16 protein-coding genes are annotated in these 17,290 nt (G+C 62.4%); 10 read left to right on the top strand and 6 right to left on the bottom strand.

Features of this window, described 5'->3' with window-relative positions; genetic code table 11:
- Nucleotides 1-6: 6 nt before the first annotated feature.
- Nucleotides 7-735: an HAD family hydrolase gene (locus tag LGH74_RS15360; protein WP_226177002.1), complete on the bottom strand. Its 729-nt coding sequence runs from the start codon at nt 733-735 to the stop codon at nt 7-9.
- A 244-nt stretch (nt 736-979) separates the two neighbouring features.
- Here LGH74_RS15360 and pafA point away from each other — a divergent pair, with 244 nt between their 5' ends.
- The 4 genes from pafA (at nt 980) to LGH74_RS15380 (ending at nt 5,293) form a co-directional block, all read left to right on the top strand.
- Nucleotides 980-2,692 carry an alkaline phosphatase PafA gene (pafA, locus tag LGH74_RS15365; RefSeq protein ID WP_226177003.1) on the top strand — a complete coding sequence of 571 codons (1,713 nt, stop codon included), beginning with the start codon at nt 980-982 and terminating at the stop codon, nt 2,690-2,692.
- Nucleotides 2,693-2,933: 241 nt separating this feature from the next.
- On the top strand, nt 2,934-3,506 hold the full coding sequence (locus LGH74_RS15370; RefSeq protein ID WP_226177004.1) for an inorganic diphosphatase: 573 nt from the start codon (nt 2,934-2,936) through the stop codon (nt 3,504-3,506).
- Between the two features lie 135 nt (nt 3,507-3,641).
- A complete protein-coding gene (locus LGH74_RS15375) occupies nt 3,642-4,325 on the top strand; it encodes a DUF6766 family protein (protein ID WP_226177005.1) in 684 nt (227 codons plus the stop codon).
- Nucleotides 4,326-4,399: 74 nt separating this feature from the next.
- Nucleotides 4,400-5,293 (top strand): UbiA family prenyltransferase, encoded by an 894-nt coding sequence (locus LGH74_RS15380; protein WP_226177006.1) that lies wholly within the window; start codon nt 4,400-4,402, stop codon nt 5,291-5,293.
- A 97-nt stretch (nt 5,294-5,390) separates the two neighbouring features.
- Here LGH74_RS15380 and LGH74_RS15385 read toward each other — a convergent pair whose 3' ends face one another.
- Nucleotides 5,391-6,905: an NAD(P)H-hydrate dehydratase gene (locus LGH74_RS15385; RefSeq protein ID WP_226177007.1), complete on the bottom strand. Its 1,515-nt coding sequence runs from the start codon at nt 6,903-6,905 to the stop codon at nt 5,391-5,393.
- Nucleotides 6,906-6,954: 49 nt separating this feature from the next.
- Here LGH74_RS15385 and LGH74_RS15390 point away from each other — a divergent pair, with 49 nt between their 5' ends.
- Nucleotides 6,955-7,737: a M949_RS01915 family surface polysaccharide biosynthesis protein gene (locus tag LGH74_RS15390; protein ID WP_226177009.1), complete on the top strand. Its 783-nt coding sequence runs from the start codon at nt 6,955-6,957 to the stop codon at nt 7,735-7,737.
- An 11-nt stretch (nt 7,738-7,748) separates the two neighbouring features.
- Here LGH74_RS15390 and LGH74_RS15395 read toward each other — a convergent pair whose 3' ends face one another.
- Nucleotides 7,749-8,786 (bottom strand): type VI secretion system baseplate subunit TssG, encoded by a 1,038-nt coding sequence (locus LGH74_RS15395; protein ID WP_226177011.1) that lies wholly within the window; start codon nt 8,784-8,786, stop codon nt 7,749-7,751.
- A 204-nt stretch (nt 8,787-8,990) separates the two neighbouring features.
- Between LGH74_RS15395 and LGH74_RS15400 the strand changes: the two genes are divergently transcribed.
- The 5 genes from LGH74_RS15400 (at nt 8,991) to LGH74_RS15420 (ending at nt 14,365) form a co-directional block, all read left to right on the top strand.
- Nucleotides 8,991-9,830 (top strand): TssN family type VI secretion system protein, encoded by an 840-nt coding sequence (locus tag LGH74_RS15400; RefSeq protein WP_226177013.1) that lies wholly within the window; start codon nt 8,991-8,993, stop codon nt 9,828-9,830.
- 67 nt (nt 9,831-9,897) lie between these two features.
- Nucleotides 9,898-11,073 (top strand): hypothetical protein, encoded by a 1,176-nt coding sequence (locus tag LGH74_RS15405; RefSeq protein ID WP_226177014.1) that lies wholly within the window; start codon nt 9,898-9,900, stop codon nt 11,071-11,073.
- Between the two features lie 32 nt (nt 11,074-11,105).
- Nucleotides 11,106-12,011: a hypothetical protein gene (locus LGH74_RS15410; RefSeq protein WP_226177015.1), complete on the top strand. Its 906-nt coding sequence runs from the start codon at nt 11,106-11,108 to the stop codon at nt 12,009-12,011.
- A 48-nt stretch (nt 12,012-12,059) separates the two neighbouring features.
- Entirely contained in the window at nt 12,060-12,485 is a 426-nt protein-coding gene (locus LGH74_RS15415) for a GPW/gp25 family protein (protein ID WP_226177016.1), read from the top strand.
- Nucleotides 12,486-12,517: 32 nt separating this feature from the next.
- The gene (locus tag LGH74_RS15420) at nt 12,518-14,365 is read left to right on the top strand and encodes a type VI secretion system baseplate subunit TssF (RefSeq protein ID WP_226177017.1); all 1,848 of its coding nucleotides are present in this window, start codon (nt 12,518-12,520) and stop codon (nt 14,363-14,365) included.
- Nucleotides 14,366-14,443: 78 nt separating this feature from the next.
- On the opposite strand, the gene LGH74_RS15425 is transcribed toward LGH74_RS15420, so the two are convergent.
- From LGH74_RS15425 to tssD, 3 genes are all read right to left on the bottom strand, one after another.
- Nucleotides 14,444-14,815, bottom strand: a complete 372-nt coding sequence (locus LGH74_RS15425) for a hypothetical protein (RefSeq protein ID WP_226177018.1) — start codon at nt 14,813-14,815, stop codon at nt 14,444-14,446.
- Between the two features lie 6 nt (nt 14,816-14,821).
- Nucleotides 14,822-15,742, bottom strand: a complete 921-nt coding sequence (locus tag LGH74_RS15430) for an ankyrin repeat domain-containing protein (protein ID WP_226177019.1) — start codon at nt 15,740-15,742, stop codon at nt 14,822-14,824.
- Nucleotides 15,743-15,840: 98 nt separating this feature from the next.
- Entirely contained in the window at nt 15,841-17,265 is a 1,425-nt protein-coding gene (tssD, locus tag LGH74_RS15435) for a type VI secretion system tube protein TssD (protein ID WP_226177021.1), read from the bottom strand.
- Nucleotides 17,266-17,290: the final 25 nt, after the last annotated feature.

Here is a 17,290-nt window from a genome sequence, read left to right on the forward strand (position 1 = left end):
CTTATGCTACAGCTTCATGTAATTGCGCTGCGCCATTGCCTTGCTGGGCTTCGGGGTTTCGGGCTGTTGCGCTAGCAGCTCCAGTACCTGCGCGGGCGTGATGCCGGTAAAGTCCTGAATGGTGGTGAGCGGGGCCTGGAAGTCCTTTTCTTTCAGCGACGAAAGCACGGCAATGCAGCGCATGCCGGCCTTGTAGGCGGCCTGCTCGCCCAGGATGGCATCTTCGAAGACCACGCACCGCTCGGGCGGCACGCCCAGCTTGCGGGCCGCCGCCGCGAAGGTATCGGCGTGGGGCTTGCCGTTTTCCACGTCGGCCTTGCCCACTACCACGTCGAAGAAGCGGCGCAGATTCAGGTGGTCGATGATGTAGCCGATGGTTTCGGGTGCCGAGCCGGTGCCCAGCGCTATTTTAAGCCCGGCGGCGCGGGCCGCTTCCAGAAAGCGGGTGAGGCCGGCCAGCTCCCGGCGCTTATTCCAGTAAAGCACCCGGTAGAGCAACTCGCGCTGAGCGGCGTACTCCTCTAGCTTTTTCTTCGGCACAGGGTTGGTAAAAACCGTTTTGAGAATGTTGGTGGCGGGCATTCCGTTCAGGCGGCGCAGCAGCTGGCGGGCGTTGGTGGTCAGGCCCAGGTCGCGGAAGAGCAGTTGGAAGGCTTTGGCCTGCTCGGGTGTGTTGTCGATCAACACGCCGTCCATGTCGAAGATGAGGGCGTAGGAAGGGTGGTTGGAAGGCATAGGTTAGAGAAGAAAATGAGTTCTACCATCGACCGTCATGCTTCGGCTGCGCTCAGTATGACGGTCTGCTTTCTGTCACGGGTTTGGCCCGCCGTTCTTATAAAAGCAACACCCGCTCTACGCCCGCGCGGCTATTTTGGCTGGCCGCGCCAGGATTACGGGCGCTGACTGTTACCTTTGCGGCCCCTGTTGTTGGTCCGGAAATGTAACGGCCGCCACCCGGCTGAATAAACCTGTTACTGATTTGAAAAAGAGTCTGTTCCTGTTGTGGGCCGCCGCGCTGTCGGTACCCGCGTTTGCCCAGAAAAAAGCCAAGCCCCTGGAGCGCCCCAAGCTGGTGGTGGGCATCGTAGTGGACCAGATGCGCTACGACTATTTGTACCGCTACTGGAACAAGTACGGCAACGGCGGGTTCAAGCGGCTGCTGGGCGAGGGGTTCAGCTACGAAAACACGCACTACAACTACGTGCCTACCTACACCGGGCCGGGCCACGCCAGCATCTACACCGGCACCACGCCCTCCATGCACGGCATCGTGGGCAACAACTGGTACGTGCGCGAGGAAGGTAAGGGCACCTACGTCACGGAAGATAAATCGGTGAAGGGCGTGGGCAGCAACGGGCCGGAGGGGCAGATGTCGCCGCGCCACATGCAGACGACCACCATCACCGACGAGCTGCGCCTGGCTACCAACTTCCAGTCCAAGGTCATCGGCGTCTGCATCAAAGACCGGGGCTCGATTTTGCCGGCGGGCCACGCCGCCAACGCGGCTTATTGGTACGACGGCTCCAATGGTGCCTTCATTACCAGCACCTTCTACCAGAACGCCCTGCCCGAGTGGGTAAGCAAGTTTAACAGCGAGCAGCGGGCCGCCAAGTACCTCGACAAGCCCTGGGAAACGCTGCTGCCCATCAGTCAGTACACCGAAAGCACCCCCGACGACGTGGCCTGGGAATCGGCGTTCCGGGGCGAGGCCAAGCCCGTTTTCCCGCACGACCTGCCCACGCTGAGCGCCGCCGCGCCGGCCGCCGTGCAGGGCGCGCTGAAGGCGGAAGGCGAAAAAGCGCCGGTAGCCACCCCGCGCAACCTGGACCTGGTGCGCTCCACGCCCTTCGGCAACTCGCTCACGGCCGACTTCGCGCTGGAAGCCGTGCGGGCCGAGCAGCTGGGCCAGCGCGGCCAAACCGACTTTCTGGCCCTCAGCTTCAGCTCGACCGACTACGTGGGCCACCAGTTCGGCACCACGGCCATCGAAACCGAAGACACCTACCTGCGCCTCGACCAGGACATTGCCCGCGTACTGAGCTCCCTCGAAAAGACGGTGGGCAAAGGCCAGGTGCTCGTGTTTTTGTCGGCTGACCACGCGGCGGCCCAGTCGCCCAACTTTATGCTGGAGCACCACCTGCCGGCCGGCTCGGTGGGCCCGCGCATCATGCGCGACTCTATTCAGCGGGCCCTGGTGCGGCGGCATGGGGAAGGCAAATGGGTGCTGAGCTACGAAAACCAGCAGGTGTACCTCAACCGCCCCCTCATTGCCCAGCAGAAGCTGGACTTGCGCAAGGTGCAGGACGAGGTGGTCGATATTGCCACCAGCCTGTTCGGCGTCAACCGCGCCATTACGGCCGATGACTTGCAGAAGTCGCACTGGGAAAGCGGGATGCTGATGTACCTCGAAAACGGCTACTACCCCAAGCGCAGCGGCGACGTAATGGTGGTGCTGGAACCGGGCTGGCTGGAGTCGTACTCTTTTCCGGTAAACAAAGGCACTACCCACGGCTCCTTGAACAACTACGACACCCACGTGCCGCTGCTGTTCTGGGGCTGGCACGTGAAGCGCGGCGAATCCAACGCGCCGGCCAAAATCACGGATATTGCGCCCACGCTGGCCCGGTGGCTGCACATTCAGGAGCCCAACGGCTGCACCGGCACCCCGCTGCCGGAAGTGCTGGGCCGGTAGAGTCTTTCTTACCTGTCATCCTGAGCCCGGCGAAGAACCTTTCTTACCTAGCCCACAGTAGCTTTTGCCAACGTGACAACGCCTTTTCTTGCGGCGCGTTACAGGGCTTTGGTACCTTGAACTGAGCTATAGCACTCAGGCCAGGAAGGTCCTTCGCTGGGCTCAGGATGACAAATGCGCCGCCCGCCGCGCGGCAAACCAACAAACGAACAACCAACAACGAATAACCAACAACGAACAAATGGCTCATTTTAACCCCTGGCACGATGTGGAGCGCGGCGAAAACGCCCCCGCAGTAGTAAACGGCATCATTGAAATTCCGAAAGGCTCGAAAGGCAAGTACGAGCTCGACAAGGACAGCGGCATGCTGAAGCTGGACCGGGTGCTGTTCTCGGCCGTGCATTACCCCGCCGCCTACGGCTTTATTCCCCGCACGTACTGCGACGACAAAGACCCCCTGGACATTCTCGTTATCTGCTCGGTAGACATCGTGCCCATGTGCCTGGTTGATGCCAAGGTAATCGGGGTGATGCAAATGATTGACGGCGACGAGGAAGACGACAAAATCATTGCCGTGGCCGCCAACGACATTTCGGTGAACCACTACAACGACATTGCCGACCTGCCCCCGCATACGCTGCTGGAAATGCGCCGCTTCTTTGAAGACTACAAGGCCCTGGAGCACAAGCAGGTGACCGTAGAGCAGTTTCTGGGCCGCGAAGATGCTTACCGCATCATCGAGGACAGCATCAAGCTCTACAACGAAACCTTCGACGAAGCCGGGGTGAAACGCTCGACCGGCGTGGAGCTGTAAACCCGTACGCACTCCGCTTTTTCCAAAGCCCCGCCGACCAGCCTGGTCGGCGGGGCTTTTCTGTAGGGGACTGAGCAGTAGGAAGCTGGGAAGCTCGTCCGTACCCAATAGGGCGCGGCCTACGTAGGGCCGCATATGCCGAAACAACCCTCTGATTCGCCGGTTATCCGCTTCCTCTACGAAAACAGCCTGCTGCTCGTGGGCACAACCCTGGTGCTGACTACGATGGTGGGCCAGGCCCTCACCGGCTGGCACGAGTACAACAGCGACCTGGAGGAAATGCACCGGCCGCTGCTTTCCCTGGGCCAGTACCTCAGCTCGGGCCACTTCTTGGAAGCCACGTTCGAAAACTGGGAAAGTGAGTTTCTGCAGATGGGCCTCTACGTGATGCTCACCATCTGGCTGCGCCAGAAAGGCTCGTCGGAGTCGAAGAAGCTCTACGAGGAAGAGGAAGTAGACCGGGAGCCTGACCCCAGCAAGTCCGACGCGCCCGGCCCCGTGAAGCGCGGCGGCCTGGCCCTGTGGCTGTACAAGCAGTCGTTGAGTCTGGCCTTTTTTCTGCTCTTTTTCGCCTCGGTGTGGCTGCACGCCCGGGGCGGAGCCGAGGTATACAGCATCGAGCAGCAGGAGCAGGGAAAGCCCCGGGTGACGACGGTGGAGTACTTGGGCACGTCGCGGTTCTGGTTCGAGTCGTTTCAAAACTGGCAGAGCGAGTTTCTGTCGATTGTGTCGATTGTGGGGCTGTCCATATTCCTGCGCCAGCAAGGCTCGCCGCAGTCGAAGCCCGTGGACGCCAGCCACGACGAAACCGGCGAGTAAAAGGCCCGGCCGGGACCCTATCTTTGCAGCGCGGCGTTCCGGCTTTTTTCCTTCTTCTCCAAACGCCCGGAGTTATGCGCGAAGTCAGCGACAAACCAGCGGCAGCCGTTTCTTCCTTCACCACCGGGCTGCGGCGCTGGGTTGATGCCGTGCTATACAGCAGTACGCTGGTGGCCGTGGCCGCCACCTGCCTCACCTGGGCCACGTTTTTGTTCTGGCGCGTGCATATTCCGGGGCGGCTGGCTGGGCTTATCTTCGCCGCCACGCTCTTTCTCTACAACATCGACAGCGTGCTGCCCTACAAGTTCCGGCAGCAGGCTGTGCTTTCGGGCCGCAAGCTCTGGATGATGCAGCACCGCCGGGAGCTGTTTGCCCTGGCCCTGGTGGCGCTGGCCGTGGCCACGCTGCTGTTCTGGCTCGACGGCTGGCGGCACCTGATGCTGTTTCTGGGCCACCTGGCGGCTATTTCCCTGCTGTATTCGTTTCCGGTAGCCAAAATCCACGGGCGGTGGCGGGCCCTGCGCGACTTTCCCCTGCTCAAGGTGTTCCTCATTGCCTACGTCTGGGCCGCCATTACGGTGTGGGTGCCGGCGCTGTATCTGGGCAAGGCGCTTACGGCCCCGGTCGTGCTGCTGCTCTTCGGCCGGCGCTTCTTCTTTATTCTGGCCCTGGCCTTCGTCTTCGACATCCGCGACTATACCAAAGACCGGCTCAGCGGCACGCGCACCTTTCCGGGCATCTTCGGGGTGAAGGCCGCCAAAGCCCTGGCCCTACTCTGCTTGCTCGTCTCGGCCCTGCTGATTCCGGCCGGCATTACGCCCGTGCACCTGCTGGTACTCACCATTCCCATCGTCCTCACCGGCCTCATCGTGTGGTTTGCCGATGAAACCCGCCCTGACTACTACTTCGCCCTGCTGGCCGATGGGGTGATGGTGGTGCAGTTTCTGGCGGTATATTGGGTGGTGTAGAGGCGCGTATTCACGTCGCGTCGTCGGCACCACTGCAACAAATTCGTTCAACGAGGGGGTGCGAAGGGTTGCGTCTCTACCCGCAACGATGCTGGCGCTAGAACTCTTCTTTGGTTGTTAACTCCTGCAGGGCGGGGCCAATAAACCGGGTAAGGTCGCCGGCAATGAGGCCGGCCTGGCCGGTGTGCACAGCGGCTAGGTCGCCAGCGCGGCCGTGGGCGTAGATGCCCAGTAGGGCAGCATCGAGCGGTGAAAGGTGCTGGGCGCGCAGGGCAGTGAGCAGGCCCGTCAGCACGTCGCCGCTGCCGCCGGTGGCCATGCCGGGGTTGCCGGTGCTGTTGAAGTACAGGTCGCCGGTGGGCGTGCCCAGGCAGGTGTGGGCTCCTTTCAACACTACGTAGCAGCGGTGGTCGTGACAGAACTGTCGGAGCAGTTCCAGGCGGTGGTAATCGTCGCGGGCGGGTCCGGCCAGGCGCTCAAACTCCTTGGGGTGGGGCGTCAGGATGGAATCGGGTGGAAGCAGGGCCAGCAGCCCGGGCGCGGCCCCGAGCAGGTTCAGCGCGTCGGCATCGAGCACCAGGGGCACTTTGGCTTCGCGGAGCAGCTTTTCCAGCACCTGCTTCGTGGTAGCGGCCTTGTCCATGCCCGGCCCGATGCCGACGGCCGAATAAGGTTTCAGGTCGGGCAATTCGCTGAGAAAGTCGGGGGTCGGGTCGGTGAGGGCCATGGCTTCGGGGCAAGTGGTTTGCAGAATATCGTAGCCTACGGCCGGAGTGCGCACCGTGAGCAAGCCCACGCCGCCGCGTAGGCAGGCCTGAGTAGCCAGCACCGCCGCGCCCATCTTGCCCCGGCTCCCGACCAGTAGCAGCGCATGCCCGTAGGTGCCCTTGTGCCCGAACTGCGCCCGGGCGGGCAGGCGGCCCACCAGCAGCGCGGCATCCACGAAGTAAAGCTTGCCGCTAGCCTGCTGCTGAAACTCTCGGCTCAGCCCGATGGGCACCAGATGCCACCGGCCCACATATTCCGCGTTGCCGGGCAGTAGAAAGGCCAATTTGGGCAATTCGAAGCTGACCGTGTGCCGGGCCAGGATAATGGCGCTGTTGGCGGGCTGCGGGGCATCAGTAAACAAACCCGAGGGCATATCAACGGCCAAGACGCGCACCCGCGCCTGGTTGATATGCTCTACCACGGCGGCGGCCAGGCCAGCTAAGGGCCGGGAAAGGCCGGTGCCAAATAGCGCGTCGATAACCAGTGCATTTGCCCGGACCTGCGGCAAGGCAGCGGCAGCCAACAGCTCGGCCGAGACTTCGGCGGGCAGTCGAGCGCGGTTGGCTTCAAAGTCGGCGGAGTATTTATCGGCTGGCAGCACCAATACCCGCACCGCGTAACCGGCCCGATGCAGCAGCCGGGCCACGGCCAGTCCGTCGCCGCCATTGTTGCCCGGCCCGCAGAACACCAGGATTTCCCCGGCTTCGGTGGGCGACTGGCGCTCCATGAGCCACTCAGAGAAGGCCGTAGCGGCGCGCTCCATCAGGGCAGTGGAGGTGAGGCCTTGTTCTTGAAGAGTAGCCTGATCGGCCTGGCGGGTCTGAGCGGCGGTGAGAATGCGCATAGGTTGACTATACTTGAAACCGAATCTACCGGATACATAAGCATACACAATGCGTCAACTTTCCTGGCTGGCGGGCCTGCTGGCCCTGGCCGCCTGCTCCGAGTCTCAACATAAACCCACTGAAACGGCAATTGCCCCGGCACAAAAGCCGCCCACGGCCGGCTTCGAAACCAGCCAGGTGCGTGCCCTGACGGTGGCCCAACTGCCAAAGGGTGTGGTGCTGCCGAAGGGCAAGTTTGTGGAAGCCAAAGAGTGGCCCGACGCCAACGGTACCAATCTGCTCGTCATTACCCGCACCGACGAGCAGGACGACCCGCCGACCCCCGACCAGACCGAAGGCTCTAGCCACCGGGAGCTGTATGCCCGCCAGTACGTGCGCCGCAACGGGAAATATGAGCTGCTGTGGAAGCTGCAGGATAACGTAACTGACTGTCCGTTTGACCTCAGCCTGGGAATTCTGCCCGGCTCAACGGCCATTACCGACCTCGACGGCGACCAGCACACCGAAACGATGCTTATCTACGCCCTGGGCTGCCGCGGCGACGTGAGCCCCCTGGAGCTCAAGCTCATCCTGCACGAAGACGCCGCCAAGTACGCGCTGCGCGGCAACAATGTGGTACAGTACGACTCGGTGCCCGTCAGCCAGCGGATGCCCACCGACATCTGCTGCCTCGATACCGTGGATGAGAAGCGGGTGGAAGCCACCGGCAACTTTACGGCCTACGACGGGCGCTACCAGAACGAAAAGGATTTTCGTGGGGCCCCGCCGGCCTTTCTGCGCTTTGCCCGGCAGGAGTGGCGGCGCTGGGCCGTGCAGCCCGGCCCCGAGTAGGCTGCGGCCGGCTACAGGCCCGAAGTGGTATAGCCTAGTACGGCGGTTTCGCCCTCATCCGACAGCACGAACGACTGGTTGCCGGCCGCTACTTCATAGTGCAGCACCACATCTGTTTCGAAGGCCACGAAATACTGGCACAGCAGGGCCAGGGCGCGGGCCTGCCAGGTACCGGGCGCCAGGTACAGCTCCAGCGCGGCCGTCGACAGGGAGTGCAACCTGATTTCCAGGGCCGGTAGCGTTTCCTGGTAGGCTCCGCTCAGCACGAAGTCGCGGCCCAGCTCGCCCTGGCCCAGCACGGCTCCCCCGCTAGCGCTGGCAGTCTGCATAGCGGCGGGCGAAAATTGCAGGGGCGCCACGGTACGCAGCTGCACCGGCACTTCCAGCACGCTCTCAAACACCTGCTGGGTCTGCTCCAAATCACCGACGATGCGGTGGGCCAGCGGCAGCAGGTACAGCAACGTCGTGACTTGCCGGGGCGGCAGGTAGCCCGAAAGCTCCCAGAACCGGGCCAGCACCTCGTTGTACCACTGCGCCGACAGGTTGGTCATGTAGCGGCGCTCCTCCTGTTCGAGCAGCACCCGGAAGCGGAAGAACTCCTGCTCGAAGGGGAGAAAAAAGCGGCGGGTGGCTTTTTCGCGGCGGCGCTGGGCCTGAATGTCCTCAATCATGGACCGGACGCCCTGCTGCGTCGGGTCGCCGGGGTGATGAAACAGCTGCTGAGGCAGGGCATCGTAGAGGCCTTCACGGTGGGTTTCGATGGCCGTTTTAACGCCCAGCCACCGCTCGGGCTGCTCTTCGCTCACGACCCCGATGTCGCGGCGGTAGCGGCGGGCAAACAGGCCCACGGGCCGGACGATGAAGTCGTCGAAGCGGTAGCCGTGGGCCAGCAGATCGGCCAGCACCACTTCCAGCCGCAAGTCGAATGGCCGGCGCCGCAGCTGCTCGAGCAACTGGCGCGGCGTGGTAGCCGAAGCCGGCCAGGCCGCCGCGACGGGGGCTACCGGCACCGTTTCGAAGAAGCGTCCATACGCGCTTGGGTTTGGCATACTATGTTTTTTCTGACAACTTACGACCGATTGGCGGCGGTGCTCAAGGCTGAGGCAGTAACCCAATTGGCACAACTTGGGTAAACGCAGAGCCAGCTGAACAGCTTCCGTTCTGCCAATATTATCTAATCTGGACTAAGAAACAGCCATTTCCTGTTCCGGCCGCATCGGTTTTCCTGTCTTATTTATTAACCCTAGCCCCCTATGCTGAACCTCAATCCGGAGTCACACGCTCGTAGCGCGGCCAGCAATATGGTCTCCAATGCCCGCTCCGGGCTGCAGCAGAGTCCAACCTTCATCAGTATTTTTCTATATTTATTAGCCAGCTTATTTCTGTTTGCGCTGCTGGGGGCCGGGGCCGTTTATAGCCCGCTTCCCTACAAGGTTACGTTTCTGCTGGTGCAGGCCGCCGCGCTGCTGCTGGGCATCTTTCACCTGTATGCCCAAAGCCAGTGGCTGCCCTGGTTCGACGCTGAAGGCTGGGTGCATGGTACCGTGATGACCGGGCTGAGCTGGATGGCCGGGGCCGCCGGCATTGCCCTGCTGGTGTGGCTGCCGCAGCTGGAAGAGCGCACAGCGCCCACGGCCTTTATCATGGCCACGCTGCCGGCCGTCATTCCCTTCTTCTTCTACGAGGCCTACCGCTCCTGGCTCCAGATTCCGGGCAAGCAATATAAGCTGTGGTTCTACCAGCCCAATGCCACCGGCCCCGACCTGGCCCGCATGGATCTGAGCAACTTTATGGTGGTGCACTTCTGGATGTCGCGCCGCTTCGGCGAGTCGCTCTACCACGACTTTTCCTCCAAGGCGCCCTACGAAATGCATTTCAGCGACTTGTTCCACATCTTTCTGACCGACTATAACGTGCTCAAGCCCGAGCAGGCCATTCAGTACCTTAACGAGCAGGGCCAGCCTTACGGCTGGGTTTTCTACGCTAAGCAGGCCTGGTGGAAGCCCCGGCGCTACATCAACCCCGACTACAGCTTCCGCGACAATTTCCTCAAGCAGGGCGACATTATCGTGGCGCAGCGCGTGGCTGGCTAGGCCGGGCCGCGCCGGCATCCTTGACTAACTTGCCGCCCCATCTATTCTTTCCTTTCTGTCCTTGTCTATGCTACCCGAAATCAAGCATTACCCCGTGAATTGGGTTGATGGGATGAAAATATCCCGCCGGCATTTCACCGAGCTTGAACAGTTTACCACCGAGCACCTGCGCGACGCCGTAGCCGTAGGCCTGAGCGCCCACCGCTACGGCCTGCTCCCCACTGACGAGCACGGCCTTTCCTCGTTTGAGCTGCTGCTCAACGTTGATCAGCAGCAGAGCGTGCAGGCCCGTCTCACGCACTGCCGGGCCATTACGGCCGGCGGAGCCCGCATCGAAATTACCGGCGGCAGCGAGCCGCTCACCTTGCGCACCAGTCTGGCCCAGCTCCTGAGCGAGTTCAACCTGACGGCCACCGAGCAGCTGCGCTTTAGCGTGGTCGTTACGGTGAACCCCTACGTGCGGGTGCCCATGGGCCAGCCGGCCCCCGAGGAGATACCGCCCCGCCACCCCTACACCCGGCCCGAGTATCAGCTGAGCATCGTACCTACCCAACAGGTAAATACGGCCGCCGTTAGCTCCTTTCACCTCGTAGTGGGCGAGCTGCTGTACGCCGAAGGCGCGCTGCGCCCCGTGCCACAGTTTATTCCGCCTAGCACGGCCTTGTCGAGCCACCCCAGCCTGCTGCGGTGGCTGCACCAGATTGAGCACCTGCTCCAGGAAATCGAGACGGATGCCTTTAAGGTGATTCATAAGGTGAAGCTGCGAGCCGATAAGAAAAGCGCCCTGAGTGAGCAGGTGCAGTTTCTGGCCGAGCGCACCGTGTTTGCCCTGGCCCAGCACCTGACCACGCTGCACCTGAGTGCGGCCGAGCAGCCGCCCATTCAGCTGCTCGATACCCTGCTGCGCATTGCCAAGCAGGTAAAAACGGCCTTGGATTGCCTGACTGAAATAGAGCGGGAAGAAATGCTGAAATACTTTGAGCAGTGGTCGGAAACGGCCCCGGCCGCGCTGCTGGGCGCCCTGCAGAGCACCGTAACGCTGCGCTACGACCACCACCGGGTACACGAGCACCTGGAGCAGCAGGTGGCGCTGTGGCAGCTGGTGGCCAACGTATTTCGTCAGCTCACCCAGCTCGAGTACATCGGCAAGAACAAGGAAGGCTGGAAAACCTTTATCAACGAGAATCCGGTGGCCCCGGCCGCGGCCCCCGAAAAGCCCATTACGCGGTGGAATCCTTTCTAACCTTCTTCTAGCCCGTTTCCTTTCCCGCCCGCATGAAGCCTATCAACCACGCTGAACGCACCACCCGTCTGTGGAAATTCACGCTTTTTTACCTGCTGGCGCTGGCCCTGCCGCTGCTGGCTTCTTACTACCTGTTCTCCGACGGCACCATTGCCGATGAAAACCAGAACCTGAAGCGGGAGCTGGCCCGCACCCGCGACGAGCAGCACAAGCTGCTGGCCCAGCTCGACACCCTGACCGGCTACCTGCAGCGCATCGAGCAAACCGACCGGCAGCTGCGCACCGAAAGCAACGACCTGGTAGTAGGGGAGCTCAACAAGCGCAGCCAGGACTACCTGAACGCCATTGCCGTGACGCTCAGCGAGCTGCGCCGTGACTCAACCCAGATGCAGTTCTTGACCAACAAGCGCCTGGCCCACAACGTGCTGCGCGACTTCGACCTGTTCCGCAGCAACCGCAGCACCGTGGACTTCCTGCGCCAGTCGCTCGACAAGCGGGGCATCGACGTGTCGGGTAAAGAGCAGATTGCGGCCGAGCTGGCCCAAACCAAGCAGCTGCTAGCTACCTACCAGGCCGCAGCCGCCAACCGGCCCGCTCCTGCCTCTGGCGGTGGCGGTGGTGGCGGCTACGGCGGTGGGGGAGGCGGCGGTGGCAGCAGCAGCCCACGCGCCGCTGACTTGCAGCGCCGCTTGCAGGAAAGCAACAACCAGGTGGCCTTGCTTTCCGATCAGGTCAATTTCGTGAATGCCGACTGCCTGCGGCTGCGGGCCGTGAATATGAGCAAGGAGCAGCGCAAGGAAATGCTGGAGCAGGCCCGCAAAGGCTTCGTAGCTATTCTGCAGAATCCCAGCTCGGAAGACATGAAGGCCAGCGTGGAGAAGATGATTGACTCCATCGACAAAGAGCTGGGCCGCAAGCGGGGCCTGTTTGGCGGGTAGCGCCGCCAGTGCGTTCCGCGTCATTTTTGCTGTGCCAACCCGCGCCCGATGAGCCACGAATACTACCGCCTGCCCCTGAACTTCGAGGAGCTGCTGCAGCGCCGGCCCCTGGCCCGTTGCTCGGTACAGGAATCCATTGCTGAGCACCTCTACCTGATGCTGACTACCCACTTCGGCGAGTCGCGCTTCGACCCGGCTTTTGGGTGCGTGGTGTGGCAGCAGGATTTTGAGGCCATGACTAACATGCGCTGGAAAGACAACGTGCAGCGTTCCGTGGAGCTGACCATTGCGGCCCGGGAGCCCCGCCTGGAGCAGGTGAAAGTGCTGGTTGGCATCGAAGACTTCGAGATGAAAGGCGTAAACCAGCGCATCCGTAAGCGGCTGGAAGTAACGGTGCGCGCCGTACTGCACCGCACCAACGAGCCTTTTTCCTTCCGCGCCAGCCTGTTTGTGGCCCCGCTGTCGGTGGTGTAGGCTCTCTATTCTCTTTTCCTTATTCTTAGTTGATGCACGCTTCCGAAGATTTCACCCGCGCCGGTATTAAAAGTCGCCTTACCCAGAAGGCGGCCGAAATGTGGGGCTACAGCGAAGCCGACATGGAAGGCTTCGACCCGTTGGTGCAGCTGCTGCTGGAAGCCTGCGCCGTGGAGCTGGAAAAAATCGGCCAGGAAATCAACAACACCCAGTACCGGCTCGTCGAGCGCCTAGCCAGCCTGCTCAACCCCGACGTGGTGGATGCTCCGCGCCCGGCCCACGCCATTGCCCAGGCCCAGCCCCGGGAACCCCAGTTACAGCTGCCCGCCGATGCGCAGTTTGCCTTTCAGCGGGCTGCCGTGGGGCGCGCCGCCGCCGGTCCGGCTACCTTTTTTTCGCCCCTGCAAGCTACTCGTCTCACCGATGGGGCCGTGCGCTACCTGGCCACCGACGACCAGCTCTGGCGCACCGAGGCCGGGGGGCAAAAACGCCCTCTGGCGGCTTCCAACCGGGCCGAGCCCGCCGAGTACCGCCGCCTCTGGCTGGGTTTGGAGCTAAATCCGGAAGTAGTTTCCCTAGCCGACCTCACCTTTTACTTCGACTGGCTCAATGAGCCGCACCGGGAAGCCTACCTAGCCTACCTGCCCGGCGAAGCCTGGCGCCTCGCCGACCGGGTGCTGCCCATCACGCAGGGCCTAGGCAGTGCCTCGTCCGATGCGGTGCCACTGCTGCACCAGGAGTACGATTTTCTGCAGCGCGTCGAGCAGCACGTGCGCCACCTCTACGCGCCTAGCTTCGTGCGCCTGCTGCCCACGCCCGGCACGGAGCTACAGTTTTATCTGCGCGAAACTTTTCCGGCGGCGCTGGCGCCGCGCTTCGCGCCGGAAGTGCTGGCTACGTTTACCCAGCCGCTGATCTGGCTGGAAGTCCGCTTTTCGCACGCGCTGCCCCCGGAAGCCCTGACTTCGGTTACCTGCGCGCTCAACTGTTTTCCGGTACTCAACCGGCGGCTCAACAAGCAGCTGTTTCGTTTGCAGCCGGCGCTGAATATCTTTCCCCTGGCTTCAGAAGAGGCCTTTCTGGCCATCCGGGACGTGTACAGCCTGCGCAACGTGGTGTTCCGCTCGACCACGCTGACCGGCCTGCAGGAAAACGAAACCGACACCTATACGCTGCGCTACGGAGCCGGCCGCTTCGATGCCCGCTCGGGCAAGGAGGCGCTGCTGGAGCTGCTGGAGCTGCTGCGCGACGAAAGCCGGGCCTTCACCGCCACCGGCACCGACTTCGTGGCCAACACCCTGCGCGAGCTGAACCAGAACCTGGCCCGCCTGGAGGAGCGCCTCAGCCAAACGGCTCCCGAGCTGGCCGGCGACCCGGCGCCTTACGTGATGCTGCGCCCCCGCGACGCCAACGACAGCGTGTACCTGGAGTATTGGTCGAGCGACGGCGAGGCCGGCAACCGCATTGCCAACGGCAGCCGCCTGCAGGTATACGACGGACACTACCTCGATGGGGTGCAGCTGGTAACGACGACCACCGGCGGCCGGGAGCGGCCCCGCCCGGAAGAGCGGGTGCATACGCTGCGCAAAAACCTGCTTAGCCGCAACCGCATCGTGACGCTGGAAGACATTCGGGCCGCGTGCTGGGCCGAACTGGGCAGCCAGCTTAGTCAGGTGCACATCGAGAAGGGCTTCCGCAACGGCACCACGCCCACCGCGGGCTTCGTACGCTGCATTCGGGTGGTGCTCACGCCCGCTTCCGGCAGCCGCCTGTCGGCCCCGGAGTGGCAGCGCACGGCCCAGGAATTGCAGGTGCTGCTGGCCAGCCAGTCGGCCATGAACCTGCCCTATGAGGTGAGCGTAGCTAGCGCAACCTTGTAGGCAAGTCTTACAGGCGACGGGCACCACAATTCTTGCCAGCTTCAGCGGTTTGGTATAGTCACTAGGTTGCCGGCAAACTCAGGATTCGGGCTTATTCTGCAACTCACTGATCTTGCTTATCACGCCCTCCAGGGCTGCGTGCAGGTGCTCTCGGCGCACAAACTTCTCCGGATCAGCAGTGGGAATTTCGCGGTAGTCATCCCAATGACTATCCAGGTAACGCCCCATAGACTGAATGAGCAAAGCCGTGGAGGCTGGCGACAGTTCGTTGGTGCGAGCCAAATGCCAAGCTACTCCGGTACGCTGCGCCTCGGTAGCCAGAACGGTACGAGCGGCAAAGTCGTGTTCCGTTTGGATATCCGGTTTGTACAGAGCCAGCAAGGCCTCATAAAGGTCACCGGCCTTTCGCAGGAGCAACTGGTAGGAGTGGCTGTAAGCAGCGCTCGGCATTGCGGGCTACTTGCTGCCCGGCTGCGAAGGCGTGAAGAACGGCGGCTCGGGAATGCCCTGCTGCTTCATCCAGGCTTTCATAGCAGCCCGGGCAGCATCTTCCTGCTGTACCCAGGGCTTGCCTACCACGTCGGGCCGGGCGCCCAGGGCATCGAGCTTTTCGCGCCAGGTCCGGCCTTCGGGCGTTTGCTCCCACCGCTCCCGAATAGCGGCGTAGCGCTTGGCACCCGACGAGGGCACCGGAAACTTCACGCCGTGTGCCATCAGCCAGTGCTTCACCTTGATTTGCCACTGCACGGCTTCGGCATTACCTACGTCGTTTTCCTGGGTCCAGAGGGCTATTTCGCCGTCGGTTTTGCGCCAGTCGGCTCCCCGCTCCAGCAGGTAGTGCACCATTTCAAAGTAGTTGAGCCGGGCCAGCACGACGGCGGCCGTAGCGCCGGCACTGTTGGGAGCATCAATAGTGGCTCCCCGGTCCAGCAGCAGTTTCATGCGCTGATACTGATGGGCGGCCATAGCGTTGTGCAGCGCCGGCTCCTTGCGCTCATCCCGAGCATTGGGGTCGGCGCCCAAATCAAGCAGCGCGACCAGCAACTCATCCTTAGGGCCTTCTGCGGCAATATTGATCAGGTGAGTAGTGCCCACGCCGCCGTCGTTGCCAGGCAGGTGCAGGGGGCGGTTCACATCGGCCTTATGCGCTACCAGGGCGCGCATCGACTTTACATGGTGATGAGCATAGGCCCAAAACAGAAACGTAACTCCCTGCTTGCCTTCCAGATTGGGGTCGAGAGTGGGGTGTTCGGCAAACAGCCGGTCCAGCCCGGCCACATCGTCGCGGCGAATGGCTTTGGCCACGTCCAGCGCCGGCGCGGTGAGAAAATATTCCTCCGGGGCGTGTTTGTAAATCGGGTTAGCCGTAGATTCCATAGAGGTGCAGTGAGTAAAGAGAGCCAGCGCCCAGAGCACCCACACCCAGTGGGGAGCACAGGCGCGCTGCCCAGCTTGGTATGAGACAAATAGCCGCTTCAAGAGGCTATGTAGTTGGTCAGAACGCCAATGTCCTGGTCTTTTTCGGCTTCGATGTGGTCCACCATCTGAGGCGAAATGCCGTGGCCGTCGAGCAGCATGCTTTTAGTGGCCTTCAGGGGGTTGCCGGTTACTAGCTCCTTCCATTGGTGCACCCATGGCTGAGCCGGCAGCACGGGGTGAGAAACGCCCAGCGCTTTGGGGGCCAGATAGCCGCGTGGGAAGTTGAAGCCATTCTGGAAGTTATTGAGCGGATCGGCGGTAGAGCGGTAAGCATCAATCAGCGCGGCCTTTTCCTGCATGGCCTGCCGAGAGATGCTGTAAGGAGCCCGTTTAACGGTGTTGGCGTGCAGCCCCGCCGCGTTGAAGGTGTAGCTTTTCATACCCGTTACCACGCTGCCCGCCGAAGCCAGCCCGCCGCCCAACGAGTGGCCGGTCGTTTCCACGTCGTCCTTGCCCAGGGTTTTTACCACGGCTTTAGCTAGGTCCATGGCCCGGTCGTACTGCTTTTCCCGGAGCCCGATGCCTTGGCGGAGGTCGGCCATAATATCGGGCTTGTCTTCGGTGCCAGCGTAGGAAATAACAATCTTGGGCGGGTCCTCAAAGGAGGAGTTATAAAGCGCCGCTTTGAAGCCCGACTTGTCGTCGAGCAGCATTTCCGGCGACACGCCCAGCTGGGCCAGCTCCTGCGGGTCGAGCTTGTGCCAGCCCGGCGGCTCCTCCACCGGCGGAATCTTGTGGCTGTCGTACACGTGCTGGCTCAGGCGGGCCCGCTCCACGGCCCAGTTATTGCGTTCCAAGCGCGTCAGCGCGTTTTGCACATTGGCCTCGGGCTCACCGGCCAGCTCGGGCGGTACCAGGCCCAGTTTGGTGCTGGCCGTTTGCATCAGGGTACGGCGGGCGGTGTAACGCTCTTTTTTCGAAAGTTCTGGCTTGGCCTCCGCTACTGCCTGCTGGGCGGCGGCCAATGCTTGAGTTGGCGTTTCGGCTTTGGCCGCCGGCTTTTTGGCAGCGCCCTGCGTTTTGGGCGGCTTGTTCCAGCGCTGCTCCAGCACCTGCCCGTCTATTTCCAGTTGCTGGGCCGAAAGCACGAGCAGGCACTGGTGGGCTGCTTCTTCGGCGCCGGGCAGCAGCTGCACGTGCTGGTGGATGCAGCGCGCGTCGGTAAACGTGAGCGTGCGGTGGGGCAAGGTGGCCTCGTCGGGGAAAAACACGACTTCGCCGCTACGCAGGCTGTCGGGCAGGCTGGCCCACTCGGCCAGCGCGGGGCCCTCTTCGCCATCGAGGAGCAGCTGCAGGGGCACACCCACTACTTTTGAGTTGGGGCGGCCCCGCGCATCGGTACTCTGGCGAAACCCGAAGGAGCAGGCCGCCAGCGGATACGATTGGCCATCCAGCCGTAGCTCAGCATTGATGTAAGTCATAGAGTAGCAGCTAGCACGAATTGAA

Source organism: Hymenobacter lucidus (assembly GCF_020447265.1).
Classification (GTDB): domain Bacteria; phylum Bacteroidota; class Bacteroidia; order Cytophagales; family Hymenobacteraceae; genus Hymenobacter; species Hymenobacter lucidus.

Coding starts and splice junctions, on each gene's coding strand:
- LGH74_RS15385 (WP_226177007.1), bottom strand. CDS start 6,905: ATGCGCATTCTCACCGCCGCTCAGACCCGCCAGGCCGATCAGGCTACT.
- LGH74_RS15415 (WP_226177016.1), top strand. CDS start 12,060: ATGAGCCACGAATACTACCGCCTGCCCCTGAACTTCGAGGAGCTGCTG.
- LGH74_RS15360 (WP_226177002.1), bottom strand. CDS start 735: ATGCCTTCCAACCACCCTTCCTACGCCCTCATCTTCGACATGGACGGC.
- LGH74_RS15380 (WP_226177006.1), top strand. CDS start 4,400: ATGCGCGAAGTCAGCGACAAACCAGCGGCAGCCGTTTCTTCCTTCACC.
- LGH74_RS15370 (WP_226177004.1), top strand. CDS start 2,934: ATGGCTCATTTTAACCCCTGGCACGATGTGGAGCGCGGCGAAAACGCC.
- LGH74_RS15410 (WP_226177015.1), top strand. CDS start 11,106: ATGAAGCCTATCAACCACGCTGAACGCACCACCCGTCTGTGGAAATTC.
- LGH74_RS15375 (WP_226177005.1), top strand. CDS start 3,642: ATGCCGAAACAACCCTCTGATTCGCCGGTTATCCGCTTCCTCTACGAA.
- LGH74_RS15425 (WP_226177018.1), bottom strand. CDS start 14,815: ATGCCGAGCGCTGCTTACAGCCACTCCTACCAGTTGCTCCTGCGAAAG.
- LGH74_RS15400 (WP_226177013.1), top strand. CDS start 8,991: ATGCTGAACCTCAATCCGGAGTCACACGCTCGTAGCGCGGCCAGCAAT.
- LGH74_RS15390 (WP_226177009.1), top strand. CDS start 6,955: ATGCGTCAACTTTCCTGGCTGGCGGGCCTGCTGGCCCTGGCCGCCTGC.
- LGH74_RS15420 (WP_226177017.1), top strand. CDS start 12,518: ATGCACGCTTCCGAAGATTTCACCCGCGCCGGTATTAAAAGTCGCCTT.
- tssD (WP_226177021.1), bottom strand. CDS start 17,265: ATGACTTACATCAATGCTGAGCTACGGCTGGATGGCCAATCGTATCCG.
- LGH74_RS15395 (WP_226177011.1), bottom strand. CDS start 8,786: ATGCCAAACCCAAGCGCGTATGGACGCTTCTTCGAAACGGTGCCGGTA.
- LGH74_RS15405 (WP_226177014.1), top strand. CDS start 9,898: ATGCTACCCGAAATCAAGCATTACCCCGTGAATTGGGTTGATGGGATG.
- LGH74_RS15430 (WP_226177019.1), bottom strand. CDS start 15,742: ATGGAATCTACGGCTAACCCGATTTACAAACACGCCCCGGAGGAATAT.